Below are 16,472 nucleotides of genomic sequence, written 5' to 3'. Positions count from 1 at the left end.
AGACCCGGATATCACTCCGTGGCCGGCGCACGCCGGCCCGGCAGGACGTTCCGCGATGCTCCCTGCACCCGGAAGCGCCCCCTAGAAAGGAAGGGGCGGCTGGGGGGCCCTCTGCCTATGATGGTCCAGTGCCGATTCGCCCGAACGGCGTGAATAACAGGTGAAGGAGAACGCATGACGCGCAAGGTGGTAGTGGCCGGTGTAGGGATGGTCCCGTTCAAGAAGCCCGGTGCCAGTGAAACGTATGACCTGATGGGCGCGCAGGCTGCGCGCCTTGCGCTGGCGGATGCCGGCGTGATCTATCAGGCGATCCAGCAGGCGTATGCGGCATTTGTCTATGGCGATTCGACGGCCGGCCAGCGCGCGCTGTATCACGTTGGCATGACGGGCTTGCCGATCTTCAACGTTAACAACAACTGCTCGACCGGCTCGACCGGACTCTTTCTCGCGCGTCAGGCCATCGAAGCGGGGGCGATCGACATCGCACTGGTGGTGGGCTTCGAACAGATGAATCCGGGTGCGCTCGGCAACTACTTTCCCGACCGGCCGTTGCCATCGGACCTGTTCCTCGCGCAATGCGACCGCCTCGGCGTGCCGCCGGAGATTGCGCCCGCGCTGCGCATCTTTGGCGGAGCCGGTATGGAGCACATGAAGCGCTTCGGCACGCCGATGGAAAGCTTTGCCAAAATCCGCGCGAAGGCAAGCCGCCACGCCGCGAACAATCCGCTCGCCGTGTTCCGCAAGGTCGTGAGCGTGGAGGACGTGATGAACGAGCAGGTGATGTGGTCTGGTGTGATGACTCGTCTGATGGCCTGCCCGCCGACCTGCGGCGCGGCGGCGGCTGTGCTGTGCAGTGAAGATTACGCGCGCCGTCACGGGCTGGATTCGCGCGTGTGGATCGCCGCCCAGGCGCTCACCACGGACACTGAGGCGTCGCTGCATGGCGACGACCTGCGCTACGTCGCTGGGTATGGGATGGCAAAAGACGGCGCGCGCCAGGTTTATGAGGCGACCGGCGTGGGCGTGGAAGACGTGGACGTGGTCGAGTTGCACGACTGTTTCGCCCACAACGAACTGATCACGTATGAAGCGCTGGGGCTGTGCCCGGAAGGTGGCGCCGAAAAGTTCATCGACGACGGCGACAACACCTACGGTGGGCGCTATGTCGTCAATCCGTCGGGCGGCCTGCTGTCGAAGGGCCATCCGCTCGGCGCAACGGGTCTCGCGCAATGCACGGAACTGGTCCAGCAACTGCGCGGCACGGCTGGCGAGCGCCAGGTGGAAGGCGCCCGCGTCGCGCTGCAGCACAACGTGGGCATCGGCGGCGCGTGCGTCGTGACGATGTACCGCAACTAGGCGGGAGAAGTCGATGGATTTTCAACCGGATCAGGGACTGGACGTATTTCGCGAGGAAGTTCGCACGTTTCTGCGCGAAAACCTGCCGGCCGGGCTGGCCGGCAAGCCGGTGGGCAGCGTCAGATCGATGCGCGCCGATCTCGTACGCTGGCAACGCATCCTGAACCAGAAGGGATGGGGGGCGCCGTACTGGGCCGCGAAAGATGGCGGCACGGGCTGGAGCGTGCTGCAGCGGCTGGTGTTCGACGAAGAGTGCATCGCGGCAGGCGCGCCCACTCAGGATGGCTTTGCGCAAAAGCTGCTGGGGCCGGTGCTCAACGAGTTTGCCTCCCCCGCGCAGAAGGCTGAACAGCTGCCGCTGATCTTCAATGGCGACCGGTTGTGGTGCCAGGGTTTCTCGGAGCCAGGCTCCGGTTCGGACCTCGCGTCCCTGCGCACGCTCGCCGTGCGCGAAGGCGACCATTACGTCGTGAACGGGCAGAAGATCTGGACCAGCTATGCGCACGAGTCCGACTGGATCTTCCTGCTGGTGCGTACGGATACCGAAGTGAAGAAGCAGGCCGGCATCAGCTTCCTGCTGGTGGACATGAAGACGCCCGGCATCACGGTGCGTCCGATCCGCAGCATCGACGATTGCCATCACCTGAACGAAACGTTCTTCGATAACGTGCGCGTGCCGGTCGCGAATCGCGTCGGCGAGGAAGGCGCGGGCTGGAACATCACCAAGTTCCTGCTCAACAACGAGCACGCCTCCGCTGCCGACCTGCCGATCCTGCGACGCTACCTGATGCAGCTTACGAAACTGGCAAGCGCCCCGCGCGCAGACGGCCCGCCGCTGATTGCGCATGCGGAGTTCGCGTTGAAGCTTGCGCGGCTGGAAGCGGAGGTCAACGCGATCGCGATGATGGTCAAGCGCGTCGCCGCGATGGAGCAGGACCATAGCCCCGCCGCGCATGCGATGGGCTCGATCCTGAAGGTGCGTGGTACCGAACTGCAGCAACGGCTCAGCGAGTTTCTCCTGGAGGCGCTCGGCGACGATGGCGCGATTGCATATCCGGAGCCGCACGACGATGGGCGGAGCGAGCCGCTGCCGCGTCAGCAGGTCGGGCGGGGCATCGCCAACGAGATGTTCTTCCGCCGCGCGTCGACTATTTACGGCGGCACGAGCGAAGTGCAGCGCGGCATCATCGCCAAGATGCTGTTCCAATTCTGAGTTGCCCAAACGATCATGAATTTCAACCTGAATTCAGAGCAGCAAATGCTGCAGGACAGTGTGCGCCGCTTCGTCGACAAGGATTACAGCTTCGAAGCGCGCACTGCGTTGATCAAGGCGGGGGCGACCCCCGAGTACACCCGTCATACCTCGCACTGGCAGACGTTCGCTGACAACGGCTGGCTTGCCGCAGCGCTGCCCGAGGCGGGCGGCGGGCTGGGCGGCACGCTCATCGACACCGTATTGATCGCCCATGAACTCGGCCGCGGTCTCGTGGTGGCGCCGTATCTGGGCTGTGCGGTGCTGGCCGCGCAGACGCTGGCGGCGGCCGCCACGCCGGCGCAGCTCGAGCGGCTGCTGCCGCCGGTCGCCGACGGTTCACGCAAGCTCGCGCTGGCGTATAGCGAGGCGCAGTCGTGCGGTTTTCCCGAGCCTGTGCTGACTCGCGCCGAGGCTTCGGCCGGGGGCTATGCCCTGCACGGTTGCAAGACGCTGGTCCTGGGTGGGCTCGACGCGGATAGTTTTATCGTTTCCGTGGTCACGCCAGATGCTCCGGGCCTCACGCTGGTGCTGGTCGATGCCGCGAGCCATGGTCTCACGCGCCGCGCGTTGCCGCTGCACGACGGAAGCTGGGCTGCGGAACTGTCATTCGACGGCGTGCGCGTGCGTCACGACGATCTGCTCGGCGAACCCGGGCACGGCCTGGCGGCGCTGCAGCATGGCCTTGCGCACGGCACCGCGGCGCTGTGCGCGGAGCTGGTGGGCGGCATGGAAAAGGCGATCGCGATCACCGCTGACTACCTGAAGATGCGCAAGCAGTTCGGCGTGCCGATCGCGAGCTTCCAGGCGCTGCAGCATCGGATGGCCGACATGGCGGCGGAACTGGAAGTAGCGCGCTCGATGTTGCATGCGCTGCTCGCGTCGATCGAAAACGACCCGGAAGCCGTGCGTCGACATACCGTTTCGCAGGCCAAGGCCCTGATCGGGCGCGCAGCGAAATTCGTCTGCGGTCAGGCGATCCAGCTGCATGGCGGGATCGGCATGACCGAAGAGTACGCGGTGGGTCACTACTACAAACGCGCCGTGGTAGCCGACGTGCTGCTCGGCGGCAGCGCGCGGCACGAAGCGGCCTGTGCGGCACATCTGCAGCACACATTGGTTTAAGGAGACGACGCAGTATGAAGAATTTCGAAAAGATCGCCGACTTGCAACCGCTAGTTGGCGAATCGATCGGTACAAGCGACTGGCTGCTGATCGATCAGCAGCGCGTGAACCTGTTCGCGGATGCGACCGGCGATCACCAGTGGATTCACGTGGACGTCGAGCGCGCCAAAGACGGCCCGTTTGGCGGCCCGATCGCCCATGGCTTCCTGACGCTGAGCCTGCTGCCGGCGTTCTTCGAGACCGCCTTCGAGATCCACGAGACACGCAGTGGCTTGAACTATGGACTGGACAAGGTGCGCTTCATCGCGCCGGTGCCGGTGGGCAGCCGGCTGCGCGCGCATTTCCGGCTGCTCGCGTGGGAGGCGCTTGCCGCCGGCGGCGCACAGCTAAAGATCGAGATGACCGTCGAGTGCGACGGTGCGAAGAAGCCCGCATGCGTGGCGGAATCGATCACGCGCCTGTTTCCGTAACTGACCGATGCGCGATCGCGCGACGCGATCGCATCTGGCTTGCCATTGCGCAATGCCAACCATGATTATCAATGTGGAGAACTCACTCATGACAATTCGTTTCGATGACAAAGTCGCAATCGTGACTGGTGCGGGTGCTGGCCTCGGCCGCGTATATGCCCTGGGACTCGCCGCGCGTGGCGCGAAGGTGGTGGTCAACGATTTCGGTGGCGCGCGCGACGGCAGTGGCGGCTCGCCGGAGACGGCACTCGCGGTGGTCGAGGAAATCCGCAAAGCGGGCGGCACGGCGATCGCCGACGGCGCCAACGTGGCCGATTTCGATCAGGTGCAGCAGATGGTCAAGCGCGCCATGACCGAGTTCGGACGCATCGATATCCTCGTGAACAACGCGGGCATCCTGCGCGACAAGAGTTTCTCGAAGATGGAAATCGCCGATTTCAAGGCGGTGCTCGACGTGCACGTGATGGGTTCGGTCAACTGCACGAAGGCGGTGTGGGACATCATGCGCACCCAGGAGTATGGCCGCATTGTGATGACCGCGTCGTCCTCGGGCATGTACGGCAACTTCGGCCAGTCGAACTACGGCACCGCGAAGATGGCGCTGATCGGATTGATGAACGCGCTGACAACCGAAGGTCGCAAGTACAACATCAAGGTCAATACGATTGCGCCGGTCGCGGCCACGCGCATGACCGCCGACATCCTGCCCGAAGCGATGCTGCAGCGGATCCAGCCTGACCGTGTGGGGCCCGGAGTGCTGTTCCTGTGCAGCGAGGACGCGCCGTCGAAGACAATCATCGCAGCGGGCGGCGGTGCGTTTTCGGTGGGGACGGTGGTGGAGACGGCCCCGGTGCTGCTGTCAGACGCGGAACTGACGCCGGAAGGTGTCGCGGCGCATTTCGGTGAGATCGCGAACTGGAGTACGGCACGCGCCTTTGATGAGTCGAACCACCAGGTGCAGGCGTTTTTGAAGCTGGCAAGCGGTCAGTGATTGAGCGAACGGTCGCCCGCCGCGAGGCGGGCGGCGACCGTTTCCGCTTGATGAATGAATCAATCTGGCGTTGAGAAGCGGCAATGGCAACCTGGCTCAAGCGAGGCGCCGGAGCTGAGGTTCGAAAAGCGGCTGCAAGGGAAGTGCGCCTGAATGTCTGTCCTCCCTGCAGTTGACGCCACGCAATGAAAATCGCCATGAAGAAACCGGCCGCCTTGTCACGCGATGCATATCGCCACTTCCTGTCCATCCCGACCCGGTGGATGGACAACGACGTCTATGGACATGTCAATAACGTTATCTACTACAGCTATTTCGACACCGTCGTGAACGCGTATTTGATCGCGGCCGGCGTGCTCGATTTCGAACGGGGCGAATTAATTGGCCTCGTCGTTGAAACGCAGTGCAGCTATTTCGCGTCGATTGCGTTTCCTGATCGCATCGACGCGGGGCTGCGCGTCACCCGATCCGGCTCGTCGAGTGTCCGCTATGAAGTCGGACTCTTTCGCGAAGGCGAGCAGGAGGCGGCGGCGCAAGGGCACTTCGTGCATGTCTACGTCGATCGCGTATTGCGCCGTCCGATGCCATTGTCCGACGCGATGCGCGCGGCGCTCACGCCGCTTGCGATCAACGAAGACTGAAAGGCGGCCCACTCGCCTGGCTCTGGGCCGCCGTGCGCTTTCAGCGCTTTTCGAGGTCCGGCAGCGCCCAGCTCTTGTCGAACAACGGCTTTTGCGGGCCGTAGAAGCGGAACAGCACTTCGAAGCCAGCGCCTGCTTGCGTGGGCACCCAGTTCGACGCCTTGCCGACAGGGGCCTTCGGCCCGAAATAGATGTCGGTGGAACCGTCGCTATTCTTTTGTAGATCGACGCTTTGCGAGGAACGCCCCGAGCGCGGCAGATTGCGGATCAGCGCATGGGTTGCACGGTCGTAGACCGTCGCGGACCAGTACTGCGAGACAGGCGCATTCGCGGGCACTGTGAGCCGGTAACTAGCGCTGCCGTCAAGGCGTCGGCCATCCTTGTCGTCGATTGTGAGCAGGTACGCAGAGCCTTTGCCCAGATGCTTCGGGCTGAAGAAGGCGAAGGTGTAGACGAGGCCGCGCGCGCCGACCGGATAGCTGTCCGGATCGGCGAAGGCAGTCGCCATGCCTTCGAACAACGCTCTCGTGCCGGGCACGGCCCAGTGCGCGCTGGCGAAGTATCCAGTCTTGAAGGCGGCCTGGTATTGCAGATCGAGCCAGTCGTGCGCTTCGCGTGCGGCGGCGTTCAGGATGTCAGAGGTCCTGGCGTCGGGGTTGAACTGCTTGCCCTTTTCAATGCCGAGCGATTTGAGCTGATCGATCATCGCCTTATCCCGGGTGAGCCACGGTTCGCTCTGTACGACCCGGTTTAACGACTGGAAGAAGCGCACGTCGTAAGGGATGGTCGAGTCGTAGACAATGTCGGTCGCGTCAGAGAATGTCGTCGCCGGAGGTGCCTCAGCCTGAGCCAGCGGGTACAGCCTGATGCGCTTGCCATACGCGACCGCTTGCGCAATGTCCGCATCGCTGCCGCTCTTGAGGACGGAGCGCAGCAGGGCGTAGCCCTCGTAGGTGTCCGACGGCAGCGCGATGTAGCCTTCAGGCGTCTCTCCCTTGTAACCCGGTGGCAGGATGAGGTACTTGGCGCCCGTGCCCTTGTCCACGCCGGCCGGCCCGACATCCTCCAGCGGATTTTGCCAGGCGTCCATCACGGTGCCGGTGATCGAGCCTTCGTCGGCAGGCGGAATCTCCAGCACCATCGGGCCAACCTCCTTCGTGTCGAAGAAGGGGATGAGATAGATCAAGTCGGGGTTCGGCGTGAGGGTCTGGTTTTTCCAGTCCGCGAGGCGCGACCAGTAGACGACCTGGTTCACGCCACCCCTCGCCTTGTTCACCGCCTGCTGCAGCATCAGATCGTAGTTGACGGCAGGCATCCCCCAGATCACTGCTTCGACGGCGCGCCGCTCGATCTCGCGATGGGTCAGTTCGTCGGCGGGCGACGCGCTGGCTGTAGCGAGCGATGCCGCGCATGCGAGACCTACTGCCCCGACAAGCATGCTGTTCACGATCGAGTCCCTCCACTGTGATGATCCGGTCAATCCTGCGATGCGACGTGCCGCGTGTTAAGCCGCTCGACAGCGCATGGGCGCGCGGACGCTCGTCGCATCCGGGTGCGCGCACCATATCAGTCCATCCAGGCCTGGCAGCCTTCCTTTTCGGGGGGCGTTGTTGCGGTCCCCCCCGAAATGAGAGGGGAATGACCGATCAGATGATGGACATAGTTCGTCGCGGTGCGGCAAGAACGGCGGCATCGGTGATCACGAATAAATGGTATCGAGGCGGGCGCCGGCTGGCGCCCCCACATTCATGGACTTGACGAGGAGACGTAGCGTGTTTGCAAAAATCTTTTCCGCCTGCGCGATTGGCATCGTCGGCGTTGCCGCGCTTGCGCGACCGGCCTGCGCCGCGAGCGAGACCGCCGCCGCACCGACCGTTGCGGTCACGGCGGACAACTACATCCGCGCGGAAACCGACAAAGCCTTTACCAGGGTAGCCAGCGGCGGCGGCTTCGGCCAGTTCCAGCATGTGCGCAGACTCACGCCAGTCGAAAACCAGTACGTGGTGCGGCCCAATCGGGACACGCTCTATTCGCTCGCGGTCATCGACCTGGACGCCGGACCCGTCACGGTCTCGATGCCCGATCCAGGCAAGCGCTTCATGTCGTTGCAGGTGATCGACGAGAACCACTACACGCACGCGCTGTTCTATGGCCAGGGCACGCATACCTTTAGCCGGCGGGAGATCGGGACGCGCTACGTGCTCCTCGGCGTGCGCACGCTGGTGAATCCCGCAAACGCGCAGGATGTCGAACAGGTCCACACCCTGCAGGATGCGACGAAGCTGAGCCAGAATAGCCGGGGCCGCTTCGAGGCGCCGAACTGGGACCAGGCCGGTTTGAAGAAGATCCACGACGCACTGCTTGTGATCGGCGCCACCGTCGACGATACGAAGGGCATGTTCGGCAGCGCGAAGGACGTGGACCCTGTGCGGCACCTGCTCGGAACGGCTATCGCCTGGGGTGGCAGCCCCGAGAAGGACGCCTTCTACCTGCCCGTCACGCCCGCGAAGAACGACGGCGAGACGGTCTACAGGCTTTCGGTCAAGGACGTTCCCGTCGATGGCTTCTGGTCGATCAGCGTGTATGACGCCGAGGGCTTTTTCGAGCACAACTCGCTCGATGCGTACTCGCTCAACAACATCACCGCGAAAAGGAGTGACGACGGCTCGGTCGAGGTCCAGTTCGGCGGCTGCGACGGAACGCGTCCCAACTGCCTGCCGGTCATGCCCGGCTGGAACTATCTGGTGCGCCTGTACCGCGCGCACCCCGAGGCGTTGAGCGGAAAGTGGAAGTTTCCGGAGGCCCAGGCCGTCAACTGAACGGCGGTCGCCTTTCGACAGGCGGCCTGCGACCCGTCAGCGCCGCCGCTTCCTTGTTGCCGCGGCGCAATGCGCGGCAAGTATCACCATCCGCGTTCCCCGCGCTGCCACCAGCCATCCCCCCGGCGCCGAGTTTTCGTGGCGCCATCCCGCTGCATTCGTTTGGGCTCCCCCATTTTTTCAGAAGGCCATAGCGGATGAGCCGCCGCATCGCCCAACGGAGTGATTGTCCCCCGCCAGACGAGGTGCAACTATGGGCGAAGAGACGCGAGACGCCCGCCCACGGCGGCGCCGCACCGGATACCAACGAATCAGATGAGGAGTGCAGCATGTCCGAGGAAAACTTTCGGGTCGAGGAACACTGAACATGGCGCGTTCTGAGCAAACCCTCTGCGGAATCGTCGCGAATCGCGCGGAAAGCCAGCCAGACTTCCCGGTTTTGACTATCGAAGGTGCCGGCGTGCGCGCCGATGAAGTGCGCACCTATCGGCAGCTGTGGGACAACGGCCAGCGCGTCGCGCAACTGCTGACGGGGCTTGGCGTCGTACCCGGCGAGCGCTTCGCCATCGTCATGGCCAATCATCCGGAGTTCGTCGAGCTGATGATCGGCGCCTCGATCGCCGGTGCGGTCTGCGTGCCAATCGATCCGCGCACACGTGGCGAGAAGCTGTCGTTCATGTTCGACAACACCCGCTGCAAGGGCGTGATCGCCGCCGACTACGCACTGGAGAACGTCTGCGAAGCGCGCGCGAGAGCCGCCTCTGTCGAGTGGGTGATCGGCCTGAACACCGATGAAATCGAACGCGGCCCGGCCGCCTTTCCCGGCGTGCTCGACTGGTCGGGCGTGATGCCGCATGAAGTGCCGCAGCTGGAATCCCGCGCGACGCCCGCCAATGCACTGCAGATCATCTTCACCTCCGGCACGACCGGCGATCCGAAGGGCATCGTCATGTCGCAGGAGCGTCTGTGCGGCGCGATGGTGCTCGCCCCGTTGATGGTGGGCTACACGACTGACGATTGCCTGTATTCCGGGCTGTCGCTGACCCATGGCAACGCGCAGGTCATCACGCTCGGGCCGGCGCTCGTGCTCGGGCTGCGTTGCATCCTGTCGCGCCGCTTCACGAAGTCGCGTCTGCTCGATATCACGCGCCGCTATGGATGCACGACCTTCACGCTGCTGGGCGGCATGACGACGGCGATCCTCGCCAACCCGGCACGGCCGGACGATGGCGACAACCCGGTGCGCCTCGTGGTCTCCGCCGGCATGCCCGCCGCGATCTGGAATACGTTCGAGTCGCGCTTTAACGTCAACATCCTGGAGTTCTACGGCTGCGCCGAGGGCGGGCTGACGTTCCGGCCGGTCGGCTGTGGGCCGGTCGGCAGCATGGGCAAGCCGGTGCCCGGCATGCAGTGCCGCATCGTGGACGAGCATGGCATCGACGTGGCGAAAGGCACGCCAGGCGAGCTCCTGTTCCGCCCGGCAGACGGCGCGCCCTACACGGTCGAGTACTTCAACAACCCGGCCGCTTCGCAGAACAAATGCCGCGACGGCTGGCTGTGGACGGGCGACATCGTGCGCGAAGACGAGGACGGGTGGCTCTTCTTCGAATATCGCAAAGGCGGCGGCATCCGTCACAACGGCGACTTCATCAACCCGGGTTTCGTCGAGAAGGTGATCGCCGACTGCGACAACGTCGACGACGTCTACGTGTGGGGCGTCGAGGCCGCGAGCGGCGCGCCGGGCGAAAAGGACGTGGTGGCGAGCATCGTGCCGGGGGATGTGCAGGCGTTCGACGCGCAGGCGATCTTCCGCGCGTGCCGCGCGGAGCTCGAGGCCAACTTCGTTCCCACTTTCGTTCAGATGCTCAGGGAGATTCCGAAGACCGCCTCCGAGAAGCCCCAGGATCGTCACTTGCTGGAGATGTTCGATCCGCACAACGAAACCGTATTCACCGAAGTGCGGCAACCGTGAAACGCGGGCCACTCATCCATTGAAAGACAATCTGCGAGACAGAGGAGACACACATGACTGCAAAACACCCGATCGTCCTTTACGGCGCGAACGGCTACACCGGGCAACTGGTTGCCGAGCAACTGACGAGGCGCAACGTGCCGTTCGTCGCCGCCGGCCGCAACCGCGGCAAGCTCGAAGAGGCGTTGCGCAAGGTGCCGGGCAACCACAATGTGCAGATCGAGGTGGTCGACCACGACGAGGCTTCGCTGACCCGCCTGCTGCGCGGCGCGAAGGCCGTGATCAATATGGTCGGCCCGTACGGTCAACTGGGCGAGCCGGTGGTCAAGGCGGCGCTTGAGACCGGCGTTCACTATATCGACACCACCGGTGAGCAGGACTGGGGCATGTTCGTGCGCGATCAGTACGGCCAGGCGTTTGCCGACAAAGGCTTGCTGATCTCGCCGTGCTGCGCCTACCTGGGCATCTTCGGCATGCTGGCCGCCGAGGTCGCGCTGGAAGATCCCGAGATCGATTCGCTTGAGATTCTCTACGACCCGCGCGCGACGCCGTCCTACGCTTCGTCGCTGTCGTTCATGCGCATGATCTGCCTGCCGAACCCGTACAAGCAGGGCGGCAACATGACGACGTGGCCGGCGGTGCCCAACTTCGAGGTCGCGGTGCCGGGCACGCACGTGATTCACCAGGGGTTTCCGTGGGGCGGCGGTTTCGAGCCCATCTGGCTGGAACACGACGAGCGTGTGCTGAACTGCAAGATGATGGTCGCTGTGCCCAAGGGCCCGATGGTCGATTTCCTGATCGACAGGATGAGCCAGTATCAGGAACTCGCGAAGACGAGGACGCCCGCTGAGATGGAGGAAGTCACCAACGAATGGGGCAAGGCCATCGCACCCGATTCCGCGGGGCTTCCGCGCGAGAACCCGAAGGAAAACCGCATGCTTCTGTCGTGCTATGGGCGCGGCGTGAACAGCGGCGTTCAGGTCGTCATGTATTCGAACTGCGGCTACATCGGGACGGGCGCGCTGTGCGCGGAGGCGGCCAGACGCATCGTCGACGGCAAGCTGAAGGCGGTCGGCTTCCAGTCTGCCACGCGTGCCTTCGGCCATCGCGAACTGATCGCGGCACTGGCCGAGGACGGCCTGCACTGCCGCATCGAAAAGACGTTCTGATTGCACCAATGAGGGCGGCCGGCCATGCCATCGACGGCGTGGCCGGTTGCGCCGTACTGCGTGAACGAACGCATGCGGGCACAAGGAGATTGAATTGAAACGACTAGCGGGAAATGTGGCGGTCATCACGGGTGGCGCCGGGGATATCGGGCGGGCGACCGCGAAGCTGTTCGCGCAGGAAGGCGCGTTCGTGGTCCTCGTCGACCGGGATGAGGCGAGCCTGAAACGCGTGGTTGCCGGGTTGGGCAGCGATGCCGTGAGCTATGTGGTGGGCGACGTGACCAGCGAGGCGCAGGTGCGCGGCTTCGTCGAGGCGACCCTCGCGCGGCACGGCCGCATCGATACGCTGTTCTGCAATGCGGGCACCGAGGGTATTGCCGCGCCCGTGGTCGACTATCCGCTCGAGGTCTTCGAGCGCGTGTTCGCGGTCAATGTGACTGGCGTGATGCTGAGCATGAAGTACGGTCTCCCCGTGATGCAAAAGCAGGGATCCGGCAGCGTGATCATCGCTTCGTCGATCGCCGGCCTGCGTGCGGTGCCGCTGTTCTCGGCCTATGTCGCGAGCAAGCACGCGGTGATCGGACTGATGCGCTCCGCCGTGCTGGAAACCGCGAGCACGGGCGTGCGGATTAACACGATCCATCCGTCGCCGATCACTGGCCGGATGATGTCATCTATCGAAGAAGGCGCGGCGCCTGGCGCGGGTGCCGCGGTGAGGGCGCAGACCGAAGCGGGCATTCCCGCCGGCCGCTATGGCGAGCCTGGCGAAGTGGCGCAACTGGTCCTGTTTCTCGCATCCGACGAAAGTCGTTTCTGCACGGGCGGCACCTACCCGGTTGACGGCGGTATGTCGGCGACCTGAGTGCGGCAGGCCTGAACTGCCGGCCTGATCCAGTGACGGGACGATCCGGGCCTGTCATCGGATCGATCAACGCATTCAGGTCATCGTCGCATGGCGGCCGTGCCGCGTCGCGCATTGCCAGGCGGGGTCCGCTCTCGCGTGCGGCTATCGAATTGACCTGGTTGTCCATGAATTGAAGGAACTATCACCATGCCACGCATGCAAAACAAAACCTGTCTCGTAACGGGTGCGGCGAGCGGAATCGGGCTCGCGACGTCACGGCGCCTCGCTGAGGAAGGCGCAAAAGTCCTGATGACCGACGTCGACGCCGCTGCAGGCGAGGCCGCCGCCGCCGCGCTTGCCGGCGTGGGTCTGGCCGTGCGCTTCGCTTGCCACGACGTGAGTTCGCGCGATCACTGGGAGAGCGCGATTGCCGCAGCCAGGGCATTCGGCGGGAGTCTTGACGTGATCGTCAATAACGCCGGCATTGCAGGAGTCGGGCCGATCGAATTCGTGAGCTGGGCCGACTGGCGCACGACGCTCGACGTGAACCTCGACGGCGTGTTTCACGGACTGCAACTCGGTATCCGCGAGATGAAGGAGAAGGGCGGTTCGATCGTCAATATTGCGTCGATCGAAGGTCTGCTCGGCGAACCGATGGTGCCGGCCTACTGCGCCAGCAAGGGCGCGGTGCGCATGCTGACGAAGTCGTCCGCGGTCTACTGCGGGATGGCCGGATATCGCATCCGTATCAACACGGTGTGTCCTGGCTTTGTCGAAACCCCCCTGCTGGCGGCCGCCGTGTCAAAGCTGCCACCGGAAGCAACCGAGGCGCTTCAGCAAAAGGTCATGGGGCGCACGCCGATGCGACGCATGGCGCAGCCTGCGGAAATCGCCAATGCCGTGCTGTACCTCGCGAGCGATGAATCCAGCTACGTGAATGGGTCCGACCTCGTGGTCGACGGCGGCTACACGGCTGGCTGAACCCGCGCTGCCTGAATGGCATCGGTGTACTGCACGGGTATGCCGATGCCGACTCAGCACGCTTGAATGCGGCCTCGCCAGCTGCGCCGCTATCAGTTCAACGGTACGGATCGCTACACCGGATCAGGCCAAGCGCTTCTGCGCGTCTTGCCGCCTCGATCCGCTTGCCCACCGAGAGCTTCGCGAGAATGTTCTTCATGTGCGTCTTGACGGTATCCAGTGAGATGCCGAGCGCGCGCGATATTTCCTTGTTCGACTTCAGTTGCGCAACCAGATCGAGAATGCTCAGCTCCCGTGGGGTCAGCGCGATGGCGGCGGCCCCGGCGAGAGGCGTCGTCTGGTTGCGGCTGGCAAGGAGGATGGCGTCGAGAAACGGCGCGTGAGCGTATTGCCTGTCTTCGTTGAGCTTCGAATCACGGAATCTTTTCAGAAGGGCCGCCATGTCCGGGCCCTGTTCGAGTACGGTCGCCATCACCCCGGCGGGCGCCGCCAGATCGATGACAGCCGATATGGCTCGCAACGCGGCATCCATGTTCTGGCTTTGATAAAGGCCAAGCGCCAACGCGGAGCCTGCCCAGACCGCCAGATAGTTGTTCCCCTTCGCAGCCGACGCGTCATGCAAGGCGGAAAGCTGGGCAGTCGCCACGTCAAAACGCTTGTTGGCGAGTGCGTAGTAGCCTTGTGCAAGCGACCAGAATACTTCCAGCTCTGCCAGCGCGCTGTCCGGCTGCGCTGGGTGTGCCGAACGCAATCGGGCAATCCTCGTGAGGCAGGTCAACGCTGCCGGATGATCGCCTGCAGGCCGGCCTTCGTGAATATGAACGCGCAGCCGTTCGAGAAGCGCGGCGGCCTCGAGGCGTACCCAGCCCTGGCGGACGCCAATTTTTTCGGCGCGCGCCAGCAGGCTGTGCGCGCGCTCGATCTGGTTGCGCCGCAACGCGATTCGGGCAACTACGACGAACGCATTGGTGACCGTATCGATGCTGCACACTGTCGCAATGAGCTCGAGCCGGCTCTCGATCTGACGTTCCGCGCCATCGAAATCCAGTTGTTCGTATTGCAGCCGTGCGAGCCATGGGACCGTCAGTGCGGTGAAGTAGGAATCCGGTCCGGTGCTGCTCACGCTGAGATCGACGGCCCTCGTCAGGTACTGCCGTGCGCCATGGAGCTCCAGTTGCACGAATTTCCCCATGCCGAGCAGCAGAAAATGGTAGATCTGACTCAGCACGTTGTTGGAGAACTCGCCGGGCGCATAGGCGATATTCGGCGTGGCGTAGAAGGCCTGCCAGCGGCAGGCCTTCAGGTCGCAAAAGCGCAAAACGTTGTGAATGGTGTTCATCATCCAGCGGTCGGCCACGGGATGTTCAGCGCATTCCGTCGCGAGTCGCCAGGCGCCTTCGGTGTCGTCTGAGAGCCCCAGCCTGCCCGCACGCAATGCCTTGCACTCCCATAGCAGAGCCTCTGCCGTCTGCGGTTTCTCACGGTGAATTTCCGCTTCGATCGCATCGAGGAAGTGAAGGTGTTCTTCACTGTTGATGGCCAGCACGTTGGCCCAGGCGATCGCGAGCTTGAGCTTGATCGGGCCTTCCAGGAAAGCCGCACCTAGCTGGCGTTGCCAGGCGAGCAGCGTCGGCAGTTCGCCGCGTCTGACGAGCGGCATCGCGCACGCTTCGATCCACGCCAGCGCCTGCTGCGTGTCGCCGCCCGCTAGCGCACTCTTGACGGCCTCCTCCCAAAGTTCGTGCCGCGCAAACCACTGGCTTGCGGTCCGATGCAATACCGGTACGATGCCCGGGTCGCGCTGATTCATGCGTTCTGAGAGCGCCATACGCATTAACTGATGGTAGCCAAACCAGTTGCCCGTTTCGTCAAGCCGGGCGACCAGCATCTGCTGGCTCTCCAGCGATTCGAGTGTTGCCTGGGCCTGTTCTGGAAGAGAGCCGGTCAATTCGGAACACAGAGAACTGCAGAGCCGGTCTGAGACGGTGGTTCGCTCCAGGAAATCTGCCAGATCTATCGGGAGGTTGCCTAACCACTCGGCGATCATCTTTTGCAGCAGCTGGTCGGCATTGATCGGCGCCACACCGGGCGTGCCGAAGCCGGTCGAGGTGGGTGACAGGACCGCGATCCGCAGCGCCGCGGGCCACCCGTGAGTAGCGGCGTGCAATCGGCCGATTTCCGGCTCGGAATAACCGCGTTCGCCCAGCAGCGATTTTGCTTCGTCGAACGTGAAGCGGAGCAGCGACGGATTCAGTTCGAGAACTTGCCCCTGTATCTGCAGGCGCACCAGGGAAAACGGCAATGCCTCCTGCGTCAACAGGACAAGATGCAGATTGGACGGTGCGTGCTGCAGCAGATACGCGACATGCGCATGCACGCGAGGCTGGGTGACGCAGTGGTAGTTGTCGACGATCAGGACGAATTCGTCGTCGAGATCGGCGATATGGTTGAGCAGCAGGTTGCGCAGGTCTTCGGCGCGCAGGTCTCCGTGTGCGCGGACCGTCTGGAGCGCGGACGTGTCTTTGTCCGCCCTGAGCACGGCCCAGTAAAGGTAGTAAAAGAAGCGCTTTTCGTCGTTGTCTTCGGGGTCCACCGAAAACCATCCAACGCGCAACCCGTTTCTCGCGAACTCGCTCACCCAGGCGAGCGCGAGCGTCGTCTTGCCGAAGCCGGCCGGCGCTTTGGCCAGCGTGAGCAGATGCGCCTCGACCTCCGTAGCCAGCGCGGTGAGGCGCCCACGCGCGATCGCTCCACGCATCGCGCGCGGTGGGGCGACCTTGGTGGCGAGAAGGGAAGAAGGGGTGACTTCCGAGGCGGGTTCGCCCGTTGATTTCATGTCTCGTCGCGGCGCT

Annotated in this window: 13 protein-coding genes; 11 read left to right on the top strand and 2 right to left on the bottom strand. The window is 63.8% G+C overall.

Translation table 11 applies throughout. The annotated features are described in order from the left end of the window. Nucleotides 1-174 precede the first annotated feature (174 nt). The 6 genes from P3T21_RS29410 to P3T21_RS29385 all read left to right on the top strand — a co-directional run bounded on the left by P3T21_RS29410 (nt 175) and on the right by P3T21_RS29385 (nt 5,835). Nucleotides 175-1,356, top strand: coding sequence for a lipid-transfer protein (locus tag P3T21_RS29410; RefSeq protein ID WP_429259474.1), 1,182 nt, complete (start codon nt 175-177; stop codon nt 1,354-1,356). 13 nt (nt 1,357-1,369) lie between these two features. Beyond that, nucleotides 1,370-2,569, top strand: a complete 1,200-nt coding sequence (locus P3T21_RS29405; protein WP_429259473.1) for an acyl-CoA dehydrogenase family protein — start codon at nt 1,370-1,372, stop codon at nt 2,567-2,569. A 15-nt stretch (nt 2,570-2,584) separates the two neighbouring features. Next, the gene (locus P3T21_RS29400; RefSeq protein ID WP_429259472.1) at nt 2,585-3,733 is read left to right on the top strand and encodes an acyl-CoA dehydrogenase family protein; all 1,149 of its coding nucleotides are present in this window, start codon (nt 2,585-2,587) and stop codon (nt 3,731-3,733) included. Nucleotides 3,734-3,747: 14 nt separating this feature from the next. Continuing rightward, on the top strand, nt 3,748-4,203 hold the full coding sequence (locus P3T21_RS29395) for a MaoC family dehydratase (protein ID WP_429259471.1): 456 nt from the start codon (nt 3,748-3,750) through the stop codon (nt 4,201-4,203). An 88-nt stretch (nt 4,204-4,291) separates the two neighbouring features. Beyond that, nucleotides 4,292-5,194: an SDR family NAD(P)-dependent oxidoreductase gene (locus tag P3T21_RS29390; RefSeq protein WP_429259470.1), complete on the top strand. Its 903-nt coding sequence runs from the start codon at nt 4,292-4,294 to the stop codon at nt 5,192-5,194. A gap of 197 nt (nt 5,195-5,391) precedes the next feature. Continuing rightward, nucleotides 5,392-5,835, top strand: coding sequence for an acyl-CoA thioesterase (locus tag P3T21_RS29385; protein ID WP_429259469.1), 444 nt, complete (start codon nt 5,392-5,394; stop codon nt 5,833-5,835). Between the two features lie 40 nt (nt 5,836-5,875). Here the strand turns inward: P3T21_RS29385 and P3T21_RS29380 are convergent, their stop codons facing one another. Beyond that, nucleotides 5,876-7,273, bottom strand: coding sequence for a DUF1254 domain-containing protein (locus tag P3T21_RS29380; RefSeq protein ID WP_429259504.1), 1,398 nt, complete (start codon nt 7,271-7,273; stop codon nt 5,876-5,878). Nucleotides 7,274-7,607: 334 nt separating this feature from the next. Between P3T21_RS29380 and P3T21_RS29375 the strand changes: the two genes are divergently transcribed. The 5 genes from P3T21_RS29375 to P3T21_RS29355 all read left to right on the top strand — a co-directional run bounded on the left by P3T21_RS29375 (nt 7,608) and on the right by P3T21_RS29355 (nt 13,620). Beyond that, nucleotides 7,608-8,654, top strand: a complete 1,047-nt coding sequence (locus P3T21_RS29375; RefSeq protein WP_429259468.1) for a DUF1254 domain-containing protein — start codon at nt 7,608-7,610, stop codon at nt 8,652-8,654. Between the two features lie 367 nt (nt 8,655-9,021). Further along, nucleotides 9,022-10,626: a class I adenylate-forming enzyme family protein gene (locus P3T21_RS29370; protein WP_429259467.1), complete on the top strand. Its 1,605-nt coding sequence runs from the start codon at nt 9,022-9,024 to the stop codon at nt 10,624-10,626. Between the two features lie 53 nt (nt 10,627-10,679). Continuing rightward, nucleotides 10,680-11,795 (top strand): saccharopine dehydrogenase family protein, encoded by a 1,116-nt coding sequence (locus P3T21_RS29365; protein ID WP_429259466.1) that lies wholly within the window; start codon nt 10,680-10,682, stop codon nt 11,793-11,795. A 94-nt stretch (nt 11,796-11,889) separates the two neighbouring features. Next, the gene (locus tag P3T21_RS29360) at nt 11,890-12,657 is read left to right on the top strand and encodes an SDR family NAD(P)-dependent oxidoreductase (protein ID WP_429259465.1); all 768 of its coding nucleotides are present in this window, start codon (nt 11,890-11,892) and stop codon (nt 12,655-12,657) included. 189 nt (nt 12,658-12,846) lie between these two features. Next, nucleotides 12,847-13,620, top strand: a complete 774-nt coding sequence (locus tag P3T21_RS29355; protein WP_429259464.1) for a glucose 1-dehydrogenase — start codon at nt 12,847-12,849, stop codon at nt 13,618-13,620. 97 nt (nt 13,621-13,717) lie between these two features. Here the strand turns inward: P3T21_RS29355 and P3T21_RS29350 are convergent, their stop codons facing one another. Next, nucleotides 13,718-16,456: a LuxR C-terminal-related transcriptional regulator gene (locus P3T21_RS29350; RefSeq protein ID WP_429259463.1), complete on the bottom strand. Its 2,739-nt coding sequence runs from the start codon at nt 16,454-16,456 to the stop codon at nt 13,718-13,720. Nucleotides 16,457-16,472 lie beyond the last annotated feature (16 nt).

The sequence above is a fragment of the Paraburkholderia sp. GAS334 genome (assembly GCF_050436625.1).
Taxonomy (GTDB): Bacteria; Pseudomonadota; Gammaproteobacteria; order Burkholderiales; family Burkholderiaceae; genus Paraburkholderia.
The sequence above is the reverse complement of the archived record's forward strand: the minus strand, read 5'-3'. Positions and strand labels throughout refer to the sequence as shown.